Here is a 19,516-nt window from a genome sequence, read left to right as displayed (position 1 = left end):
GGCCTCCGACCTCGGGACGGTGTCAGCACCCCCAGCCGCCGCCGTTCACAGAAGAGGTCACGTGCACGCCGTACTCCCCTCCCGCCTTCGAGAAATCCACCGAGAGGTCGGCCTCTGTCTCACCGAAGGACTTGGTGAAGCAGATTCCCCCTTCACCGTCGTCATCCGGGGAGAGCACCCACCCATCCATGATCGCGATATCCCGGTAGAAGGACAGAACGTCGGCTCGCGGGCCTGAGAAACGATAGTTCTGCCAGACACTCGTTATCCGGTCGTCGCTGTCACAGGAGCTGTTGCGCTCCTCCTGAGGTGTCGCGTTGGCCGGATGGGCGTCGAGGACGCCGAGCGTCGCCAGGGCAGCGGCGAGCCGGTCCTCGTCAGCCCTACACCCGTAGGTCAATACCCAGTAAGCAACCGGAGCGGCCCAAGCGACGCCTATCCCCAAACAAACAACGACAATTATCGCGATCATCGACAGCTTCGCGGTCGGCATTTCGGCATCTCCGAATATTCGCTCAACAGGCGCGTCCAGGCCACCTTGCTTATGGACGAAGCGCTTATGGACGAAGCCAAGCACGGACGTGTGCCGAAACCGAGGAGAGAATGTGAAGATTCTGCACGATCAGTTCCACATGGCGCCCAGCCCCCAAGCCAGGGGCCTTGGCCGGGCCGGGGTCAGTTTGGGAACGGTCCTGCTCTCAGCCGCTGCCGCAGCCAGCCCGGTTCGGGATTCACGAACGACTGTCCGTCCAGCACAACGGTCGGCACCGTCTCATCACCCCCGGTGACCGCTCTGACTTCGGCGGCACCTGCCGGATCACTCCAGATATCGACCCAGTACACCCGGCGAGCATCCCGGCCCAGCCGGATTCGCAGCCGCAGGCAGTATCGGCAGCCGGGCCGCCAGTAGACGACCGGCCGACCATCGTGCGCACTGCGTTCCCGCGCCTCGGCGGCACCGAGCGAACGCGGAAAGAGCAGTGGCGACATCAGGAATGCCAGCACCGCGAACACCACAAACTCAATACCGCCGCGCTGGGGCGAGTCCCGTGTGACCGCCACCACCACGCCGCACGCCAACATGAACCCAGCCAGCCCCCAACTCCGCAGCATGCTGCCGACCCTACCTACACAGCGGCTCCCAACGTCCACGCGCATCGACGGCCGGACACCGGGATCGGGCGTGGGTCGCCGCGTGGGGCAGGCGGCCCATGCTCAGCTCAGCGGCCCGATCTCACCGGTGTGGGACGGCATGCCCGATCGCTCAACGCTCGCCCCGGCGCCGGACCTTGCCGCCCACTCCGCCGAACAGCGCCAGGCCCTTCACCACGACCACCGGCGCCGACGGATCGACGTTCGGACCGCTGTGCACGTCGAAGCCGCCGAAGATGCCCACGCCCTGGCAGCGCACCTCCACCCCCTCGGGCACGACGATCTCGGCCCCGCCGAAGAACGCGTTGATCGTGATCTCGACCTCCCTCGCCTCGAACTCGGCGTCGGTCAGGTCGAACCGCACTCCGCCGAAGACGGCCAGCGCTTTGATCTGCCGCCGTACCCGCCAGCGGCCCCTGCGATCGGCGCCGCCGAAGATGGCGACGACGTTCTCGGGTTCGGAGCTCACAGCACCCGAAACGTAGGACACCGGACTCGCGGCCGGACGCTGCCGCTCGACCTGCAGGTCGTGGGTGAGGACCTCGAGCTCTCCCACCGTCTTGGCCTGGTAGAGGCTGTCCAGGCGCTCGGAGTACTCCTCGTGGCTCAGCTGACCTGTGCTCAGGGCCTCACCGAGCAAGGCTGCGACCTGCTCCCTGTTGCTGTCCGAGGCGCGCAGGTGCGACGTCTGGGAGTCCCTGCGCATAGGGGAATTTTCCATGCTGGTCACGATAGTTCTCATTCATCACGGCAGGGAGCTCGCCAAGGGGCCGATTTGGGTCCCGTACCGGTCACCTCGATATTGGGCTCCATGCGGCTTCAACCCGCCGCCTCAACCCGCCGCCGGGTCCGACGGGCCCGGTGACTGGAGCTTGCGGCGCAGGTCACCGGCCTGGGGGTGGCCGAGCTCGCGGAAGATCCTGTACGCCTCCAGCCAGTGCTCACGGGCTGTCGGGGTGTCGCCGGTGGCCTCGCTCGCGTCGCCGAGGTGCCCGAGGAGCTGGGCCCGTAAGTCGAGGCTCTCCATCGTGCCGGCCAGCCGGAGGCCATCCCGGTAGTGCCGGATCGCGGTCTCCGGGTCGCCCAGCCGCTGGTACAGCAGGCCCAGCGTGTCCACGGTGACCACCTCGTTGGCCCGGTCACCCGCCCGTCGCTGCAGTTCCAGCGCTCGCAGGTGGAACGGCAGCGCCTCGTGGCAGGCGCCGAGCTCGGAGAGGTACCAGCCCACCGCGAGGCTGGCCTTGCCCGCCCAGAGCGGGTCGTCGAGCTCGGTGAAGAGCGACAACGCCTGCTCGGCCTGGTCGAGCGCACGCTCGCCGTCGCCCTGCAGCCAGTACACATAGCTCAGCACGAAGCGGTTCTCCGCCTCGCCGGCCCGGTCTCCGGCGGCGAGGCTCAGCTCAAGCGCCTTCCGCATGTGGGTGTGCGCGTCGTCGAACCGGTCCAGCCGGCCGTTCACCGCGCTCAGGAAGCGGTGCGCGTGCGCCGCCGCGGGCCGGTCGGTCATGGCGGTGGCCGCGCGCAGCGCCACCGCCCATGCCGCCCCTTCGTCGTGCCAGCGCCGCCGGTCGTTCAGGAAGGTGTCCAGCGCCCAGCCCAGCTGCCACGCGTGCCGGTGCATGCCCTCCTCCTCGGCCTGCCGCAGCGCGGTCAACAGCACCGCGTGCTCGGTCTCCAGCCATGCCAGGGCGGCCGGGAGGTCGATCACGTGCTTCGGCTCGGCCCCCTCCACGGGCGCGCCAAGGGTCATCGGGATGGGCGCGCGCACCGGGTTCAGCACCAGATCGGCGTGGTACGCGGTGTGCGTGTAGTGGTCGAGCAGCCGGGTCAGCGCGGCCTGCCGCACGGCCTCGGTCTCCCCGGCCCGGGCGCGCTCGCCGGCGTAGACGTGCAGCAGATCGTGCATCCGGTAGCGGCCGGGCGCATGCTCGGCGACCAGGCTGGCGTGGGTCAGTTCGGCCAGCGTCCGCCGGACCTCGGGCAGCGCCCGGCCGGCCAGCGCGGCCGCGGCCGCCACCGAGATGTCGGCCCCCGCGGCGAGCCCGAGCAGCCGGAACAGCCGGGCGGCGTCCCGGCTCAGCGCGTCGTAGGACCAGGAGAACACGACGTCGATCTCAAGGGCCGCGAGCCGGCCGCCTGGATGGCGCAGCTCCGCGGCGATCGTCGCGGGCCGGAAGCCGGTCAGCCGCGCCCGCGCACCGACCAGCGCCAACGCCAACGGGAGCCGTCCGCACGCGGCCGCGATCGCGGCCACGGCGTCACCGTCCGCGACCTCAGGCCCCAGGCGCGACAGGCTCCGGCCGGTGTCCGCCGTGGAGGGGGAAGGGCTGGGGCCGTCGTCCGCCTCGGATCGGGAACGGCCCGGCCCGCTCTCGGCCGCGGGTGACCGGGTGTTCAAGTCGTTCTTCTGCGGGGAGGCCTTCTCTGGGAAGGCCTTCTGCGGGGAGGTCTTCTGCGGGAAGGCGGTGCCGAGCCGGTGACCGAGCAGCTCGACAGCCTCCTCGATGTCCAGGACGTCCAGCGTCAGCGTGTCGGCGCCCGTCTCGGCGACCAGGGCGGTGAGCTGCCGACGGCTGGTGACGACGGTGCGGGCGGCAGGCCCGGCCGGCAACAACGGCCGGACCTGCTCGGCATCGCGGGCGTTGTCGAGCACGACCAGCAGGCGGCGGCCGGCCGACCGGCTGCGGTAGAGCGCCGCCTGCGCCTCGACGCCGCGCGGGATGCGGTCGGGCGGCACCCCGAGGGCGTCCAGGAATCCGCGGATCACCTCGGCGGGATCGACCGTGGCGTGCCGCGAAAAACCACGCAGGTCCACGTACAGCTGGCCGTCCGGAAAGCCGGGTGCGACCAGGTGAGACCAGTGCACGGCGAGCGAGGTCTTGCCCACCCCGGCGGCGCCGGAGACGGTGATCACCGCGGCCGTGGCCGCGTCGAGCGCGCGCAGCGCATCGGCACGACCGGTGAATCCGTCGACGTCGGCGGGTAACTGCGCGGGCACCGGCGGGTGTCCGGCCTCCGGCTGCGCGGCGAGCTGGAAGGCGGCCCGGTCCGCAGGAGACAGCTTCAGCGTGTCGGCGAGCACCCGGACGGTGCTGGAACGGGGCACCGCGACACGGCCCGACTCGATCTCCCGGATCTGCCGCTCACTGATGCCGGACAGCGCGGCCAGTTCCTCCTGCGTGAGCAGTGCCCGAACCCGGAAGTCACGCAGCACGCCGCCGAACATCGATCCCCTTTCCCTCTGCCTGTCCACGGTTTTTGATCATGTTCGCGCCGCTCGTAGCCTAACCGCCGGTTAACCGCCGGTCGAGCGCCTGCCGCCGGACCGCCGGGGTTGGTTCGCTGGAGGGGCCTCACCGGTCCCATCTCTGGAGGAACCATGAAGTTCCGCCCGCGCAGTCAGCGCTCGCTACGGGGGCAGCGCTGACGTGCGCCGGCACGGTCGTCGCGACAACGCCGGCAGACGACGCCACTTCGCCGACTCCACCACCACGGCCATCCCGTCGCGACACACCTCCAGCGGTCCGAGAACGCCGCACTCGATCACCAACCCACCCCCAACCGGAGGACGTCCTGAATCTGACAAGGATCGGTCATCCGGCCAAGGGAGTGGGCGGCCACCGCACAATCACCACGCTCACCATCAAGACAGATCAGGCAGACAGTCAGAAATCCGGCTCACAGGTCGGGACATGCCTGAGAACTCACCCTGCCTGTTTCGCGTGGTCCGTCGTATCCCGTCCCGGCCGGTGAGAACACCGGCCCGAACGAAGGAAGGCACATGCTGAAGAGACATGCGAGAGGCCGGTCGTCCTCCCCCTGGTTTGCACGGCGCTCCTGGCCACACAGCCCGCCCACGCCGCGAGCGGAGGCGGCCGCACCGGCGCCTACCCCATCAGTTCGTGCATCTCGGTCAGCGGTGTCAGCGCGGTCGCCGACTTCTACATGAACGCCACCCCGGACACCAGCCGCTGCTGGGCCAGATGGAAGTCCGCACGACGACCCACGGCACGACATGGTCCCCCAGGTACCGGATCGACCACAAAGGGCGGTTCGGCCCCATTTCGGTGAACATCAACTCGATGCCGTGGAAGAACGGTTCCGCCGTCAACGTTGTCCACGTCACCACATGCAGCGGTTCCGCTCACGGTGACTTCACCAGCCCGCGCGTTTATTACCAGGCGGCGCACGGGCTGAGGGCCGGGGCTTTTCGGTGGTCCCCTCACATCTCCCGGGAGGGACCACCGACCTCATACCCCGGCCCCAGGTCGGAGGCCTGCCCGCCGTTCTCCTCGTGCGAGGCCTCATGTCGTGAGACCGGCACCACGCTCTGTTCGGTGTCCTTGTTACGAGTCATCCAGAGATAGACCAGCGCGCCGATGAACAGCACGATCGAGGTCCACTGGTTGATCCGCAGCCCCAGGAGCGTCACCGCGTGATCCACTCCTCCCACCGGGTCGATCCGCAGCCCCTCGATCCAGAACCGCCCGAACGTGTAGCCGGCGACGTAGAGGGCGAACAGGCGGCCGTGGCGCAGCGTAAACCGCCTGCCGGCCAGGATCAGTCCGAACCCGAGGGCCGCGTCCCACAGCGACTCGTACAGGAACGTCGGGTGATAGAGCACGCCTGGCTCGCCGCCGTGCGCCTGGTCGATCTCCAGGCCCCACGGCAACGTGGTCGGACTGCCGTACAGCTCCTGGTTGAACCAGTTGCCCCAGCGGGCGATCGCCTGCCCGAATGCGATGCCGGGCGCGATCGTGTCGGCCACGGCCCCCAGAGACAGCCCCCGGCGGCGACAGACCAGCCACACGCCCACGCCTCCCAGGGCGACCGCGCCCCAGATGCTGAGGCCGCCCTCCCAGATGAACAGCGTCCGGTAGGGCTCCTTGATCGCACGCGGGCCGAAGTAGGTCTGCCAGTCGGTGATGACGTGGTAGAGGCGGGCACCGATCAGGCCGAAGATCACTGCGGGGACCGCGATGTCGCCGATCGTGCCCTTCTCGCCGCCGCGTGCGCGCCAGCGGCGCTCGCTCAGCCAGATGCCGAAGCCGATCGCAAGAATGAAGCACAATGCATAGGCCCGGATCGGAATGAACCCGAGATACCAGACCCCTTCGGAAGGGCTGGGAATCGAGGCAAGGGGCATGCCAGTGAGGCTAGTCAACATGAGACCACTTGGCCGCTTTCGTGCCCACAAACGGCGGAGCCGTGAAGCGAGCGCAAGGGTCGGCCCGTTTCCGAGGCTCGAAGCATTCAGGGACTCCGCGGTGTCAACACCCGCTGGCGCCGGCCGCGGAAGTGCTCATGAGTACTTCGTAGTCATCGCCGTACTCCTCTCCCGTCGCATCCACAAACCGCACCGAGAGTTCAACCCTCCTTCCTTCGACGGACTTGGTGAAGCAGTACACCCCTTCACCGTCATCCTCCGGAGAGGGCCCCCACCCGTTCTTGAGCGCGATGTCCCGGTAGAAGGGCAGCACGTCGGCTCGCGGGCCCGAGGGACGGTAGGTCTGCCAGACGGTCGTGATCCGGTCGTCCTCCTCGCAAGAGCTGTCGCGTCCCTCCTGCGGTGTGGCGCCTGCCGGACGAACATCGAGGATGCCGAGAGAGTCGACGAGCCGGTCGTCGTCAGCATCGCACCCATAGTTCAGCACGAAGAAAGCGACGGGAACGAGCAGGGCACCGCCCCACACAGCAGCGGCCACGAGCACCGCGATCGTCGAGCGCTTCATGATCAGCAGCTTAGGGCGCCGGCACATTCACCCCACAGGAACGCTTTAGCCGTCCCTGGACACACCGCGGTCGTGGCTCCACTTGCGACCACTTCATTACGAGCCAACGGCGGGTCCCTGGCCAGAGGACTCGCGCCCTGGTCAAGCGGTAGATGCGGTTCGGCGAGATGTGATCGCGTAGGACGGTGTTGCTGTACGGGGTTGCTGTACGGGGTTGCTGTACACCACCTCTGTGGACGCAACCCGGGGACGCCGCTGTCACTTCAACCCGGGTAAACCGGAAGCCCGGCAGCGAGGCGGACGGAGGAAGGCCGTGGAGCCTTGCCGCGGGATGGGTCACGGCCGCTTCAGGAGAGCTGGGTCGGCAAACAGAAACATAGTTTATGTATTGAGCGCGAAGAAACATCTCCCCACATTTTCACCTATGAACTAAGCGATCTACCTTAACGTGTGAGCAAGTTGACGGAAGCAAGATGGATTGCATTCAATTCACACGTTAAATTGCAGATACATCCGACTCTGAGACTGTTTCCCGAGGTTACATCGGTAGAGAGGAATCACGACCGGGGAGGACCGGCTGGAATTCGCTCGAAGGGCGCATGCTATGACGGTATATACATACCGGTGTCCGCATTGCTCCGAAATTGAGGCCATTTTTCCGATCGGCACCGCACCCGCTGCGGTGCCGTGCCCAGACTGCGGCGCGGCCTCGGTTCGGACGTTCTCAGCGCCGATGCTGGCGCGCACTCCGACCGCCGTGTCCACGCAGTTGCAGCGCGCGGAGCGCAGCGCCTCCGAGCCCGAAGTCGTCACGTCCCTGCCGCGGCGCCGTGCCGGAGGCGCGGTGGCCGTCCATCCCGCCACCGGCCGCCTGCCGCGGCCGTGACCGTCCCGCAGCGCCGAAAGGAATCCAGCCGTGCCAGAGTTGATTTTCCCGCTCGACTCGAAGAGGAAGTTCACCGACCAGGCCAAGATCGGTCACAACCGTTGGCACCCCGCGATCCCGCCTGTGGCATGGGTCAAGCCCGGCGACAGCTTCCGGGTCCACTGCCGGGAGTGGTTCGACGGTGCGATCCATAACGACGACTCCGCCGAGGACGTCCGTGACGCCCCGTTGACGACGGTACACGCGCTCAGCGGCCCATTCGCGGTCGAGGGAGCCGAGCCAGGCGACCTGCTGGTCGTGGACATCCTCGACCTGGGGCCCATCCCTCAGGAGGACAGCGGCCCGCTGGCCGGTCAAGGCTGGGGTTACACCGGGATCTTCCCCACCAAGAACGGCGGGGGGTTCCTCACCGAGCAGTTCCCCGACGCCTACAAGGCGATCTGGGACTTCTCCGGCCAGATTGCCACATCACGCCATATCCCGGCGGTGTCGTTCACCGGCATCACCCACCCCGGGCTCATGGGCACCGCGCCGTCAGCGGCGCTGCTGTCGAAATGGAACGCGCGGGAGTCGGCGCTGAGGGCCACAGACCCGCAGAGAGTGCCGCCGCTGGCCCTGCCTCCCGAGCCTCGGGACGCCGTCCTCGGCGCTGTCTCCCCGTCCGAGTTCGACCGGATCGCGGCCGAGGCGGCCCGTACCGCGCCGCCGCGAGAGAACGGCGGCAACCAGGACATCAAGAACCTCACCCGGGGCTCCCGAGTGTTCTACCCGGTGTACGTATCCGGTGCGAACCTGTCGGTCGGCGACCTGCACTTCTCGCAGGGCGACGGCGAGATCACCTTTTGCGGTGCCATCGAGATGGGCGGCTTCATCGACCTGCGGGTCGAAGTCATCAAGGAGGGCATGCAGACGTACCGTGTCGGCGAGAACGCCATCTTCATGCCGGGCCGCACAGACCCTCAGTACAGCGAGTGGCTGGCCTTCTCTGGGGTGTCCGTCACCCTGGACGGCGAGCAGCGCTATCTCGACTCGCAGCTGGCCTACCAGCGGGCCTGCCTGCACGCGATCGACTACCTGACGGCGTTCGGCTACAGCCCCGAGCAGGCATATCTGTTGCTCGGCGCCGCGCCGATCGAGGGCAGGCTGTCGGGGGTGGTGGATATTCCCAACTCTTGCGCCACCGTCTATCTGCCAACCGCGATCTTCGACTTCGACGTCCGTCCCGGCGCGTCCGGCCCGTTCCGCGTGCCGCAGGGCACCAGCGCACCACACGCCAGCTTCGACTGAACCGCTGACCGCCCCTGCCGTACCGACCGCCGAATCGACCCGCACATCCTGTTGACCCGCCCCGGGATCGTCAATCGGTCCGGGTGCGGAGGCTCCGCGCCAGGGTGGGGATCATCACCGTCGCAGGGACGAGGTGCAGCCCGAGGAGGGCGGTGGTGGTGGCGGTGTTCGCCCCGGAGAGGAGGGGCGGCACCAGCGAGATCGCGGTCAGCGACACCGCCGTCCACACGAATCGCTCGGCGGGGCGAGCGCTCCAACGAAGAAGGGCGACGGCGATGACGATGCCCACGACCGAGAAGAAGCCAGTAATCACGGCGAACCCGGGCAACGGGATCGTCTCACCACCGTCGGGGATCTCGAAGTCGACGCCGACGGCCTGGGCGAGCGCAGCGGCGAGGGTGGTGGCCACCATCGCCGCGAGCGTGGCGACGAAGCCGGTGCCGGCGAGCCCGCGGAGCCGGCGGGTGTGGCCGGTCTGGCCCGATGCCGGGTCTGCGACGACCCCGGTGTCATTCATGCTGTTCATGTCATCCTCCATCGTTCGGTGACTGGCGTAGGGGTGTGTTGACTGGCGTGTGACGGTCCTGGCGCAGCTCCAGCTGCACCCGCCCGCGGGTGACGACGCCGAACGCGTCGCACCACTCGGCCGCGACCACCGCGACACGCGCGCCACCTCGCAGCGCGAGCGTCCGCACCGGGACTACTCCGTACCGTCCGCCGGCAGGCGCTCCGGCAGCCCGAGCCGCGGGAACCGGTCGTCGTGGAACGTGACGATCTCGGTGATCGCCCCGCCGGTGACGCGCAGGACGTCGATCGTCAGCGGCAGGTACGCGCCCTCCCGCTCCCGCCAGAGGTAGAAGGCGACGGCGGGCTGCCGGTTCACGGAGGTGAGGACGGCGCGCAGGTGCTTCATGTCCTCGAAGCCGCTCTCGACCCAGTCGTTCACCACCGTGTCGCGGCCGACGTACAGGCCCGGCGTGGGCGGCATCGAGCAGCGGACGTCGTCCCGCAGCAGTGCGGCGAGCCCGTCGATGTCCGTGGCCACGCTGGCGTCGGTATAGCGGCGCACCAGCTCGCGCGTCCCGGCGTCCTCCTCGCCGCCGGTCCAGTCCTGCCGCTCGGCGGGCAGGTGCTCCCGCATGCCGGCGCGGGCCCGCTGCAGCGCGCTGTTCACGGAGTTGACGGAGTCCCCGAGGAGCTCCGCGACGTCCTTCGCCGGCCAGCCGAGCACGTCCCGCAGGATCAGCACGGCCCGCGGGCGCGGCGCGAGGTGCTGGACCGCGACCAGGTACGCCAGCTCGATCGTCTCCCGCGCGACGGCGACGGTCTCCGGCTCGTCCGCGTCGCCCGCGGGCAGCTCGTCGAGCAGCCGGTCCGGGTAGGGCTGCAGCCACAGCACCTCTCCGCCGGTCGCAGGCTCCGGGCGGCACTTGGCGAGCAGGTCCAGGCAGGCATTGGTGGCGATCCGGTACAGCCAGGCCCGGAACGTCGACCGCCCCTCGAAGGTCTCCCGCCGCCGCCAGGCACGGAGGAACGTCTCCTGCACGGTGTCCTCGGCGTCCTCGAACGACCCGAGCATCCGGTAGCAGTGCACGTGCAGCTCCCGCCGGTGCCGCTCCGCCAGCCCCGAGAACGCCGGCTCGTCGACCTCACCCAGCCCGCTCACGCCCAGCTCCTCCAGCCTCGTGTCCGCACTCATCACGTCATCCTTCCGCCTCGTCGTGTCCCGTCGTAGGTGTGACGGATGCGGGCGCGACAACTCATCACCGGGGCCGGCCGGCATGGCCGATCCAGTGACGGATCCGGTGGCGGAGCACGACTCGCGGTACGGCGAGGAGGGCGAGGGGCCGCCGAGGAACAGGGCGCGCGGTTCGAGGTCCAGCCGAGTGGCCGGCACCGCGCCGGGTGGGTCCAGGTCGAGCACGAGGTCGCCGAGCCGGCGAATGGCATGCGTGATGCAGGGGGTGATGACGGCCAGGTCGTCGTGGTCGACCGGGTGCCCCTCGGCGGCCGGCGCGTTCGCCGCGTCGGGATGTCCAGCGCGGTGGAGTAGACGGTGCAAATGAAGATCACAATGCGCAGCAGGTCCGTCCAGTGCTTCTCGATCAGGTCCCAGCCGATGGCATTGTCGCCGAACAGCGCGTCGATGTGCTGCTCCACGCGGACGCGTACGACGCCCGCTACCACTGCGCCGGGGGGCGAGGAAGCCTGCGCGGTATTACGCCAGTCTCAAACTGCCAAAAATCCCCGCATTAAAATCCCATGGAGGCTCATCAGGGTTCACGGGGCCACGCTTTCGAGAGCCGCCTGACCAGGGCTGTTCCGGCTCCGGCGAGCCTTGGCGGGCCACCTCCCGCCACCTGGCCACAACTGGCCAAAAATATGTGAATTCTTGGATTCGCCGAAATTTTCGAGACACCTCTCGACACAGCTCCAGGTTGTTGGCTATCTGTCCGTTTCTTCAGTTCTCGTCTGGCCGACCTATGTCCGGTGCCGGAACTTCGTTCACATAATGACAAATTTAATGATTTAGCTATACGATCGCCGTTCGTGGCTGGAGCTGATCTTTCAAGAACCCGATTGGCCAACGACCTGTTCTTTGCCATGCATGACAACGCGACCGGCCGGATGAGGCTTCATGCCCGCCTGACCGGTCTGGGGCTGGCCGCCGCCATCCTGGGAGAACTGATGCTCGCCGGGCGGACAACCGTGGGATTGTCGGCGGGGCAGATACGGCTCGTCGTTCTCGACGCGGCGCCGCACGGAGACGCGCTCACCGAGACCGCACTGAACCACATCATCGCCGAACCCTCGCATCGCCTCCACACCTGGTTGCAGTTCCTCGCCCGTACGGCACTCGCCGACGTGGCGGCCCGGATGACCGCCGACGGGCTGCTGCGCCCGCCCGGCAGACGCCCGTCGCGGAGGCAGGCACCGGTCGACGTGAACATCGCGGCGTGGCCCGGCGGACGCGTCAACCTGGCGATCCAACGCCGTGAACCACTCAACGTCCAGGACAGCGTCCTGCTGGGGCTGCTCGTCGCGACCGGCGGCAGCCGGCTCGTCCTGTGGGAGCAGAACCCGAGATACCTCTCCGATTCGATCACCGCCCTCCCGGCACCGCTCCAGGAACTGATCGCTCAGACCGAGGCTGCCGTAGGTGACTCCATCATCACCCGCCGGTGAACCCACCTCCCTCATTCCAAGGATCCCAATGTCCGTGACAGAACGAAGGGCCAGCGCCGTTTCCGCCGCGCTCGCCCAGGACCGCCTCGGTGTGCCGTCGGTGGTGTTCTTCGTCATCTCGGCGGCGGCGCCGCTGACTGTCATCGGTGGCTCGGTGACCTCCGCCTACGCCGCGACCGGCGTGATCGGAGTGCCGCTCGCCTTCATCCTGCTCGGAGCCATCCTGGGCCTGTTCGCCGTCGGCTACGTGACGATGGCCCGTTACGTCGTCAACGCCGGGGCGTTCTACGCGTACACCGCGAAAGGACTCGGCAGGCCGGTGGGGGTGGCGACCGCGTGGGTCGCGTTGCTGGCCTACAACGCGCTCCAGGTGGGTCTCTACGGCATGATCGGTGCGGCCGCCCAGCCGCTGATCGCCGACTGGTTCGGAAGCTCTCCGCCCTGGTGGGTCATCGGGCTGGGCGCCTGGGTGCTGATCGGGGTGCTCGGCCTCATGCGGGTCGACGTGAACGGGAAGGTCCTGTCGGTCCTGCTGCTGACGGAGATAGCCGTCGTCGTCGTGTTCGACATCGCGGACCTGATCAACCCGGCGGCCTCGGGCTACAGCCTCGGCGTCTTCGACCCGTCGAACCTCTTCGTCCCCGGGATCGGTGCGGTGGTCGCGATCTGCATCGCGTCCTTCGCGGGCTTCGAGTCGTCGGTGGTGTTCTCCGAGGAGACCAAGGACCCGAGGCGCACGGTGCCGATCGCGACCTACGTCGCACTCGCCGCCATCTCCGGGCTCTACGCCGTGTCGTCCTGGGCGATGACCGTGCCGATCGGCTCGGACAAGATCATCGAGACCTCGCGCGAGCAGAGTTCGGCCCTCCTGTTCAACCTGGCCGGGCAGCACCTGGGGGCGACCATCGCCACCATCGGCTCCCTCCTCTTCGTGACGAGCCTCTTCGCCGCGCTGATCGCCTTCCACAACACGATCTCCCGCTACATCTTCGCCCTCGGCAGGGAGAGGGTGCTGCCCGAGACCTTCGGTCGTACTTCCCCCCGGACCGGTGCCCCGATCAACGGCTCGCTGGCGCAGAGTGTCATCGGGCTGGTCACGATCGTCATATACGCGGTCTTCGGCCTGGACCCGGTCGTCCAACTGTTCTTCACCGTCGGATCGTTCGGTGGCCTGGGACTGCTCATGATGCTGGCGGCCACCTCGATCTCCGTGCTGGTCTTCTTCGCCAAGAACCCCAACGAGGAGAACGCCTGGCGGACCAGGATCGCCCCGGGTATCTCCTCGGTCCTGCTGATCGTGGTCATCGTGCTCGTCATGGCCAACTTCGACACCGTGCTCGGCGTGGCCCCCGACTCCCCGCTGCGCTGGATCATGCCCGCCGTCTACTTCGTCGCCGCGGGACTCGGCGTCACATGGGGACTCGCCCTGCGGGCCAACCGGCCGAGGGTATACGCGAACATCGGGCGAGGCGCCCAGGCGGCCGTGGGAGAGACCGAATGACAGAGATCATTCGCGTTCAGAACGCTCCCGGGGCCGCCGAGACCATCGGCGCGATCATCGCCACCTCCTTCCAGGAGCAGGAGATCTCGGCCTGGATGATCCCACCGGACGACGACCGCCGCCGGGTGATGCCCCCCCTCTTCTCCATGATCACCGAGAGCGCCCTCATCCACGGCGAGGTCCACGCGACGACCGACATGTCCGCCGTGGCCGTATGGTTCCACAAGGGCGCCGACCCGCTCCCCGAGATCCCCGACCGGGACGCCCGGGTGGAGGCGTTCGCCGGCCCCCACGCGGAGCGCATCGGGCAGATGGAGGAGGAGATGAACAAACGCCACCCCCACGACCCGCACCACTACCTGGCGTTCCTCGCCGTGCTCCCCGGGCACCAGGGACGGAGAACGGGCACCCGGCTACTCGAGGAGTACCACCGCGGGCTCGACAAGGCGGGCACACCCGCGTACCTGGAGGCCAGCAGCACCCGCAGCCGCAGGCTCTACCTGCGTCACGGCTATCAGGACCTCGGCGACCCGATCCTCATGCCCGACGGCCCGCCGATGCTCCCGATGTGGCGCCCCTCGAACCCCTGACCCGAGTACCGCCCCCCGCCCCCGGCCCCGCCCCGTCGTGGACCGGGAGCGGGGGCGATTCCGGCCACTGGGCAGCACGATCGTCGGGATCGAGTTCCCGTAGGTGGGATCGGATCCAGCGGGCCGGTCACGCGCTGTCCGCTTCGCGGACGGAGCCAGGCGTGGGGCGGCGGACGCGGGGGACGGGCTGGCCGCGGCGGGCGGCCTCGGCCTTCAGGCGCCGCCTGAGCATCCTGCCCTGGCCGAGGAACGAGCGGTTCCGCTCGCGGCGGTTCCCGGAGAGGCTCCAGTCGTTCAGGGCCCGCTCGACCCGCACGCTCAGCCGGTCGCCCTCTCCGGTCGCGGTCCCGACGAGCACCACGTTCTCCTGCCACTCCATGGCCGGGCCGTGGCGGTGGAAGGTCAGGCACACCGGCCCCTCGGCCGCCTGGACGCCCGCGGGCAGCCGCAGGTCGAAGCCGGCCTCGGTGCGTACGGCGGAGCGGGTGCGCACGGCCAGCGGCATACCGTCGACGACCATGGTGACGACGGGCTCGCCCAGGCGTGCCGCGCGGTCGGCGAAGAGCCGCCAGTCCGCCGGCGGGGCCGACCGGCTCGGCAGCCGGGGCCCCGTGGGGGCGGGATCGGAGGCGGGGACCGCGACGTCCCCCGGGCCCGTCCAGATCTCGGGCGTCCTGGACAGGCCGCCTTCGGGCCACCAGACGATCCGCTCGGGGGTGACCTCCACCCAGATGCGGGCGAAATACCACCCCAGCCGCTTCACCAGGAACCACGGCATCCCGGCGAACCCGGCACCGGTCTTGGCGAGCGACTCGCGGACGTACCGGTCGGTGCCGGCCTGCAGATCCGCGTCGCGTACGGTCGCCCGGCCCTGCACGAGGACGATGGGCGCCCGGTCCGGTTCGGTGCCCTCGGCGCTGGAGTAGAGCAGCGCGACGCGCGGGTCGCGCCGGGCGCGCTCGGCCTTGTCGGGGTAGGCGAGCCCGGTGCTCACGTCGAGCGTGCCACCCGCGCCGACGTACGGCGTGACGGGCCAGGTGACGGGCCGGCCGTCGCGGGTGAGCGAGGCGTACTCGCAGACCATGGCGCGGTCGAAGATCTCGGCCGCCTCGCGCGGCCACGTGGTCGATGCGGATGTGGTCATCACGACTCCAGGAGAGCGTTTGCGGGGGCGGTGGCGCCGTACAGGCGGGTGAAGCGCCGCCGGTAGGCCGGCCACCAGAACAGGCGGAACATGAGCCGGGCCACGACGGGCAGGTCGGCGTACGACGCCGCGAGCAGGTCGGCGTCCGCGCTCGAGGCGAGCCAGCCGAAAATGACGGGGACCCGGCGGCGGCCGAAGTCGTCCATCGCCTGACGTTTGTCGGCCTCGACGTCGTCGAGGGTGAGGTGGCGGAGCATGAGCGGCACCGCGATCCGCTCCTCGTGGTCGAGGTGCTCGTTGACGAACTCGTGCAGCCGCCACAGGGCGGGCGCGCGCTCGGCCAGGGGCACCCCGCGATCGGAGGCGGCCGCGATGAGCGGGTCGAGCACGGAGTGCTCGGACTCCAGCTCGGCCAGCGCGTCCGCCGCCTCCGGGGCGCGGCCGACGAGCGTGGGCCACAGGCCGTCGTCCTCGTGCGAGTGGTGGGCGTGCAGCATGTCCAGCACGAGCGTGAGCTGCTCCTCCAGCAGCTCCTCGTGCGCGTCGTCGCGCGGGTCGCCGCACGCCTCGGCCAGGCGGCCGAACTCGGCGCGGAAACCGGCGTGCATCATCAGGAAGCCGGTCAGGTGTTCCGGTGTGATCATCAGTCTGTTCCCTCACGTGTCGGGAACAGAGTGCGCGACCCGCCTCTACGTGCACTTGTCGAGGGCTTGTCGGGCCCTTGCCAGCCAGTAGCCCGCGCCCGCCTGCTCCAGCAGGCGCACCGCCTCCCGCAGGTGGGCCAGCGCCCCCTCGCGGTCCCCGAGCGCCAGCAGCGCCTCTCCCATGTGGCCGTCGTACGCCCCCTCGACGGTGGTGCACGTGCCGCTCACGTGCAGCAGCCCGGCGAAGGGACGGAACGCGTCGTAGACCTCCCACACGACGTCCGGTTCGCCGAGCCGGATCGCCGCGTGCAGCCGACCCATGGTGGCCGTCGCCCAGTGGTAGTCGCGCGGCGGCAGAGGGGTCTCACGCAGGAGCCGCCGGGCGCGCTCGTGCTCGCCCAGCTCCGCCAGCGCGTACGCCAGGACGTAGGCGATCCCCGCCAGGCCGGTACGCCGGAACATCTCCTCGACCCATGCCACCTCCTCGCCGAGGCGGTCCTCCTGGATGAGCGTCTCGGCCCGTACGGCGAGCATGCTCACCTCGAAGTACGCGAGATCGGCGAACGACAGCGTCGCCCGGACGGGCTCGAAGTGGCGCGTCGGGTCCGGCACGCCCTGGAACAGGTCGAGCCCCACGTGCGCCACCGCCGCCTGCAGCGCCAGCGTGGGATTGTGCAGGTCGCGCAGCAGCACGTCGATCTCCGTCAGCAGCGCGCGGGCCTGCGGCACCCTGCCGTGCTCCACGAGATGAACGACGAGGTGGAGCTGTGCGATCACCCTGAGCTGGGACGACAGGTCCGGCTCCGCCAGCAGGCGCCACGCGGTCTCGGCGCGCTGCTCGATGAAGTCCTGTCCCTGCATGGCGAGCAGGGACAGGTGGAGCACGCGCCGCAGCAGGGCGGGGTCGCCCAGGCGCTCGGCCGCCGCCACGGCCTGCGACGAGACCGGGCCGACCTCGTCCTCGCGGCCGGTCTGGGCGAGCACGACGGCCCGGACGGCCTGTGCCGTCGCCCAGGCCGACGTGGACGGCGGCAGCTCTCGCACGGCCCGGTCCGTCGAGTCCCGCACGGCGGCCACGTCAAGGCCGTACCGGAAAGGCACCCAGACGCCGTGTCCCATCGCGATGTCGGCGACCTTGACGGCCTTGTCCAGATCGGCGCCGGCCATGGCGAGCGCCTGCTCGACCGCCTCGTAGCCCTCGTCGAACCGCCCGGCGGCGTAGCGGCTCTCCGCCAGCCCGACGGCGAGTTCGAACCGCTCGGCCGCGTCGGCCCCGGCCGGCTCGGCCGCCGCCAGCGCCTCCTGCCACGACACGGCCGCGTCGTCGGGCGCGTGCCGCCGCAGGGCCGCCCGCGCGGCGCGGGCGGAGTAGTCCATCGCCATGCGGGCGGGCTCCGCGCCCAGCTCCGCCGCCGCCAGCCAGTGCCGCGCGATCACCGCCGCGCGGTCGTCCCGGTCCCCGTGGACGCGGGTGAGAACTCCCGCGATCTGCTCGTGCACGCCCGCCCGCCACAGCCGCGACCGGCGCGACAGCAACGCGTCGGTCACCAGGGCGTGCGCGAACTCGTACACGCCCAGCCGGTACGACGACTCCCGGATCAGCCCCGCGTCGAGGGCCGCGTCGAGTGGCGGCAGCAGGTCGCCGACCGTGCCGCCCGCGACCTGGGCCAGGACGCCCGCCTCGAACTCGTCGCCCATCACGGCGGCGAGCTCCAGCACGCGGGCCGCCTTCTCCCCCAGGCCCGCCACCCGGTGCAGCACGACGTCCAGCACGCCCTGCGGCAGTTCCTCGCCCGCCCGGGCCAGCTCCGAGAGGAAGAACGGGTTCCCGGCGGTGCGCCCGCGCAGCTCCTCGGCCTTGCGGCTGCCCGGGTCGCGGCCGGACAACTCCCGGACGAGCGCGCGGACCTCCTCGGTGGCGAGCCCGTCGAGCCCGAGCCTGCGCGCGCCGAGCCGCGACAGCGCCGACAGCGTGGCGGTGAGCACCGACGCCTCGTGCCGCCGGAAGGTCGCCACCAGCAGCAGGCCCGGCCGGGCGGTGGACGCCACGTGGACCAGCAGCCGCAACGTCGCGTCGTCGGCCGCGTGGATGTCCTCCAGCACGACGATCACCGGGCCGACGCCGGCCAGGAACGTGCCGACCGCCTCGAAGAACCGCAGCCGCGCCCCCTGCGCGTCGGACGCCGGGATCGCCTCCAGCCCGCCCGACAGGAACGTGCCCACCTCGTCGGGCAGGGTGGCCTCCGGGGCCGCGGCGGCGAGGTCGCGCAGGACCCGTTCCCAGGGCCACAGTGCGGGCGCGGTCTCGTGGTCGGGACTCGCCCCCCAGCCGACCGGCACGTCGGCGGTCGCGCGAAACCGCTTCAGCAGGCTCGTCTTGCCGACGCCCGGCTCACCGTCCACCAGCACGACCTGCCGGGTGGCGGACGACGCCATCGCCGCCTCGTTCAGGAACTCCAGCGCGCTCTCGCGGCCGACGAAGACCGGCTGGTCCGCCGCGGACTCGGGAGCCCCGCGTGCCGTCGTCCGTACCGCCGTCCGTACCGCCGTCCGCGCCGTCGTCCGGGCCGTCGTCCGGGCCAGGGGCCGCTGCGGGGCCTGCGGTGTGGCGGGCCGCTCCGGCGGGAGCAGCGTGGCGTCCTGGCGCAGCACCGCGCCTTCGAGCTCCCGCAGCCGCGGCCCGGGGTCGATGCCCAGTTCCTCGGCGAGCACCTCCCGCACCCCGCGCAGGCATTTGAGGGCCGCCGCCTGCCGGCCCGCCCGGTAGTGGGCCAGCACCAGCAGTTCCCAGGCACGCTCCCGCAGGGGATGCTCGCGGACGAACGGGTCCAGCCGCGCGACCACGTCCGTGTGGCGGCCCAGCTCCAGCAGGGCCGCGGCCAGCCCCTCCACCGCGTCCAGCCGCACCTGTTCCAGACGGCCGATCTCCGGCTGCGCCCACTCCTCGGAACGCACGTCCGCGTACGGGTCGCCCCGCCACAGGTCGAGCGCCTCGGCGAGGGCGGCCGCCGCCTCCTCGTGCCGTCCCTCGGCGAGATGACCGGACCCGGCCGACACGAGCGTCTCGAAGTTCCTCGTGTCGAGGCCGAGCCCGCCGGTCATCAAGCCGTACCCGTCGGCGGCGCTGACCAGGACGGTCGGGGTCGTGCCCGGCTGCCGGCCGGGCTCCAGCAGACGGCGCAGGTTGGAGACATAGACCTGCAGGCTTCCCTGGGCGCTGGCCGGCGGGTTGCCGGACCACAACCGGTCGGCCAGGAGGTCCGCGGGGAGCACGCGGTCGGCGTGCATCGCGAGGAGGGCCAGGAGGGCTCGCTGCTTCGGCGGTCCGGCCGGTACGGCCTGCCCGGCCACGACGAGTTCCATGGGTCCGAGAACGTTCAGCCGCACGGGCCAA

The 19,516-nt window shown here is 70.1% G+C and carries 16 protein-coding genes and 1 pseudogene; 6 read left to right on the top strand and 11 right to left on the bottom strand.

Going from position 1 to position 19,516, the window contains the following annotated elements; all coding sequences use genetic code 11:
- Positions 1 to 22: 22 nt before the first annotated feature.
- The 6 genes from AB0N02_RS37780 to AB0N02_RS37755 form a co-directional block, all read right to left on the bottom strand.
- Positions 23 to 493 (bottom strand): hypothetical protein, encoded by a 471-nt coding sequence (locus AB0N02_RS37780; protein WP_363956999.1) that lies wholly within the window; start codon positions 491 to 493, stop codon positions 23 to 25.
- A 182-nt stretch (positions 494 to 675) separates the two neighbouring features.
- Positions 676 to 1,113, bottom strand: coding sequence for a glutaredoxin domain-containing protein (locus AB0N02_RS37775; protein ID WP_363956996.1), 438 nt, complete (start codon positions 1,111 to 1,113; stop codon positions 676 to 678).
- Positions 1,114 to 1,264: 151 nt separating this feature from the next.
- On the bottom strand, positions 1,265 to 1,873 hold the full coding sequence (locus tag AB0N02_RS37770) for a DUF1707 domain-containing protein (RefSeq protein WP_363956993.1): 609 nt from the start codon (positions 1,871 to 1,873) through the stop codon (positions 1,265 to 1,267).
- 111 nt (positions 1,874 to 1,984) lie between these two features.
- A complete protein-coding gene (locus AB0N02_RS37765) occupies positions 1,985 to 4,405 on the bottom strand; it encodes a tetratricopeptide repeat protein (RefSeq protein WP_363956990.1) in 2,421 nt (806 codons plus the stop codon).
- A 969-nt stretch (positions 4,406 to 5,374) separates the two neighbouring features.
- Positions 5,375 to 6,298 (bottom strand): prolipoprotein diacylglyceryl transferase, encoded by a 924-nt coding sequence (gene lgt, locus AB0N02_RS37760; protein WP_363956988.1) that lies wholly within the window; start codon positions 6,296 to 6,298, stop codon positions 5,375 to 5,377.
- 124 nt (positions 6,299 to 6,422) lie between these two features.
- Positions 6,423 to 6,884, bottom strand: coding sequence for a hypothetical protein (locus AB0N02_RS37755; protein WP_363956985.1), 462 nt, complete (start codon positions 6,882 to 6,884; stop codon positions 6,423 to 6,425).
- A gap of 604 nt (positions 6,885 to 7,488) precedes the next feature.
- Between AB0N02_RS37755 and AB0N02_RS37750 the strand changes: the two are divergent.
- From AB0N02_RS37750 to fmdA, 3 genes and pseudogenes are all read left to right on the top strand, one after another.
- Positions 7,489 to 7,614: pseudogene (locus AB0N02_RS37750) on the top strand (zinc ribbon domain-containing protein); the annotation flags it as partial.
- 3 nt (positions 7,615 to 7,617) lie between these two features.
- Positions 7,618 to 7,770, top strand: a complete 153-nt coding sequence (locus AB0N02_RS37745) for a hypothetical protein (protein WP_363957142.1) — start codon at positions 7,618 to 7,620, stop codon at positions 7,768 to 7,770.
- Positions 7,771 to 7,800: 30 nt separating this feature from the next.
- Positions 7,801 to 9,057 (top strand): formamidase, encoded by a 1,257-nt coding sequence (gene fmdA, locus AB0N02_RS37740; protein WP_363956982.1) that lies wholly within the window; start codon positions 7,801 to 7,803, stop codon positions 9,055 to 9,057.
- Between the two features lie 70 nt (positions 9,058 to 9,127).
- Here the strand turns inward: fmdA and AB0N02_RS37735 are convergent, their stop codons facing one another.
- Together AB0N02_RS37735 and AB0N02_RS37730 are read right to left on the bottom strand one after the other, a co-directional pair.
- Entirely contained in the window at positions 9,128 to 9,595 is a 468-nt protein-coding gene (locus tag AB0N02_RS37735) for a DUF6069 family protein (RefSeq protein WP_363956979.1), read from the bottom strand.
- A 162-nt stretch (positions 9,596 to 9,757) separates the two neighbouring features.
- Entirely contained in the window at positions 9,758 to 10,756 is a 999-nt protein-coding gene (locus AB0N02_RS37730) for an RNA polymerase subunit sigma-70 (protein ID WP_363956977.1), read from the bottom strand.
- A 791-nt stretch (positions 10,757 to 11,547) separates the two neighbouring features.
- Between AB0N02_RS37730 and AB0N02_RS37725 the strand changes: the two genes are divergently transcribed.
- The 3 genes from AB0N02_RS37725 to AB0N02_RS37715 are packed head-to-tail and all read left to right on the top strand — an operon-like array spanning position 11,548 to position 14,334.
- The gene (locus tag AB0N02_RS37725) at positions 11,548 to 12,243 is read left to right on the top strand and encodes a GPP34 family phosphoprotein (protein ID WP_363956974.1); all 696 of its coding nucleotides are present in this window, start codon (positions 11,548 to 11,550) and stop codon (positions 12,241 to 12,243) included.
- A gap of 28 nt (positions 12,244 to 12,271) precedes the next feature.
- Positions 12,272 to 13,744 carry an APC family permease gene (locus tag AB0N02_RS37720; protein ID WP_363956971.1) on the top strand — a complete coding sequence of 491 codons (1,473 nt, stop codon included), beginning with the start codon at positions 12,272 to 12,274 and terminating at the stop codon, positions 13,742 to 13,744.
- Positions 13,741 to 14,334: a GNAT family N-acetyltransferase gene (locus tag AB0N02_RS37715; protein WP_363956968.1), complete on the top strand. Its 594-nt coding sequence runs from the start codon at positions 13,741 to 13,743 to the stop codon at positions 14,332 to 14,334. The genes AB0N02_RS37720 and AB0N02_RS37715 overlap by 4 nt, the downstream gene beginning before the upstream one ends.
- 127 nt (positions 14,335 to 14,461) lie before the next feature.
- On the opposite strand, the gene AB0N02_RS37710 is transcribed toward AB0N02_RS37715, so the two are convergent.
- Genes AB0N02_RS37710 through AB0N02_RS37700 form a run of 3 tightly spaced genes read right to left on the bottom strand, consistent with a single transcriptional unit; the run spans position 14,462 to position 19,509 of the window.
- The gene (locus AB0N02_RS37710; protein ID WP_363956965.1) at positions 14,462 to 15,478 is read right to left on the bottom strand and encodes a pyridoxamine 5'-phosphate oxidase family protein; all 1,017 of its coding nucleotides are present in this window, start codon (positions 15,476 to 15,478) and stop codon (positions 14,462 to 14,464) included.
- Positions 15,478 to 16,122, bottom strand: a complete 645-nt coding sequence (locus AB0N02_RS37705; protein WP_363956962.1) for a hemerythrin domain-containing protein — start codon at positions 16,120 to 16,122, stop codon at positions 15,478 to 15,480. Before AB0N02_RS37705 ends, AB0N02_RS37710 begins: the two co-directional genes overlap by 1 nt.
- Positions 16,123 to 16,167: 45 nt before the next feature.
- Positions 16,168 to 19,509: a BTAD domain-containing putative transcriptional regulator gene (locus AB0N02_RS37700; protein ID WP_363956959.1), complete on the bottom strand. Its 3,342-nt coding sequence runs from the start codon at positions 19,507 to 19,509 to the stop codon at positions 16,168 to 16,170.
- Positions 19,510 to 19,516 lie beyond the last annotated feature (7 nt).

The sequence above is a fragment of the Streptosporangium sp. NPDC051022 genome, assembly GCF_040683035.1.
Classification (GTDB): Bacteria; Actinomycetota; Actinomycetes; order Streptosporangiales; family Streptosporangiaceae; genus Streptosporangium.
Note: the sequence above shows the minus strand (reverse complement) of the source record. Positions and strands in the feature narration are given on the sequence as shown.

Excerpts from the sequence above, each read along its gene's own strand:
- AB0N02_RS37780 (WP_363956999.1), bottom strand. The coding sequence starts at position 493 with ATGCCGACCGCGAAGCTGTCGATGATCGCGATAATTGTCGTTGTTTGT.
- AB0N02_RS37775 (WP_363956996.1), bottom strand. The coding sequence starts at position 1,113 with ATGCTGCGGAGTTGGGGGCTGGCTGGGTTCATGTTGGCGTGCGGCGTG.
- AB0N02_RS37770 (WP_363956993.1), bottom strand. The coding sequence starts at position 1,873 with ATGGAAAATTCCCCTATGCGCAGGGACTCCCAGACGTCGCACCTGCGC.
- lgt (WP_363956988.1), bottom strand. The coding sequence starts at position 6,298 with ATGCCCCTTGCCTCGATTCCCAGCCCTTCCGAAGGGGTCTGGTATCTC.
- AB0N02_RS37755 (WP_363956985.1), bottom strand. The coding sequence starts at position 6,884 with ATGAAGCGCTCGACGATCGCGGTGCTCGTGGCCGCTGCTGTGTGGGGC.
- AB0N02_RS37745 (WP_363957142.1), top strand. The coding sequence starts at position 7,618 with ATGCTGGCGCGCACTCCGACCGCCGTGTCCACGCAGTTGCAGCGCGCG.
- AB0N02_RS37735 (WP_363956979.1), bottom strand. The coding sequence starts at position 9,595 with ATGGAGGATGACATGAACAGCATGAATGACACCGGGGTCGTCGCAGAC.
- AB0N02_RS37730 (WP_363956977.1), bottom strand. The coding sequence starts at position 10,756 with ATGAGTGCGGACACGAGGCTGGAGGAGCTGGGCGTGAGCGGGCTGGGT.
- AB0N02_RS37720 (WP_363956971.1), top strand. The coding sequence starts at position 12,272 with ATGTCCGTGACAGAACGAAGGGCCAGCGCCGTTTCCGCCGCGCTCGCC.
- AB0N02_RS37715 (WP_363956968.1), top strand. The coding sequence starts at position 13,741 with ATGACAGAGATCATTCGCGTTCAGAACGCTCCCGGGGCCGCCGAGACC.
- AB0N02_RS37710 (WP_363956965.1), bottom strand. The coding sequence starts at position 15,478 with ATGACCACATCCGCATCGACCACGTGGCCGCGCGAGGCGGCCGAGATC.
- AB0N02_RS37705 (WP_363956962.1), bottom strand. The coding sequence starts at position 16,122 with ATGATCACACCGGAACACCTGACCGGCTTCCTGATGATGCACGCCGGT.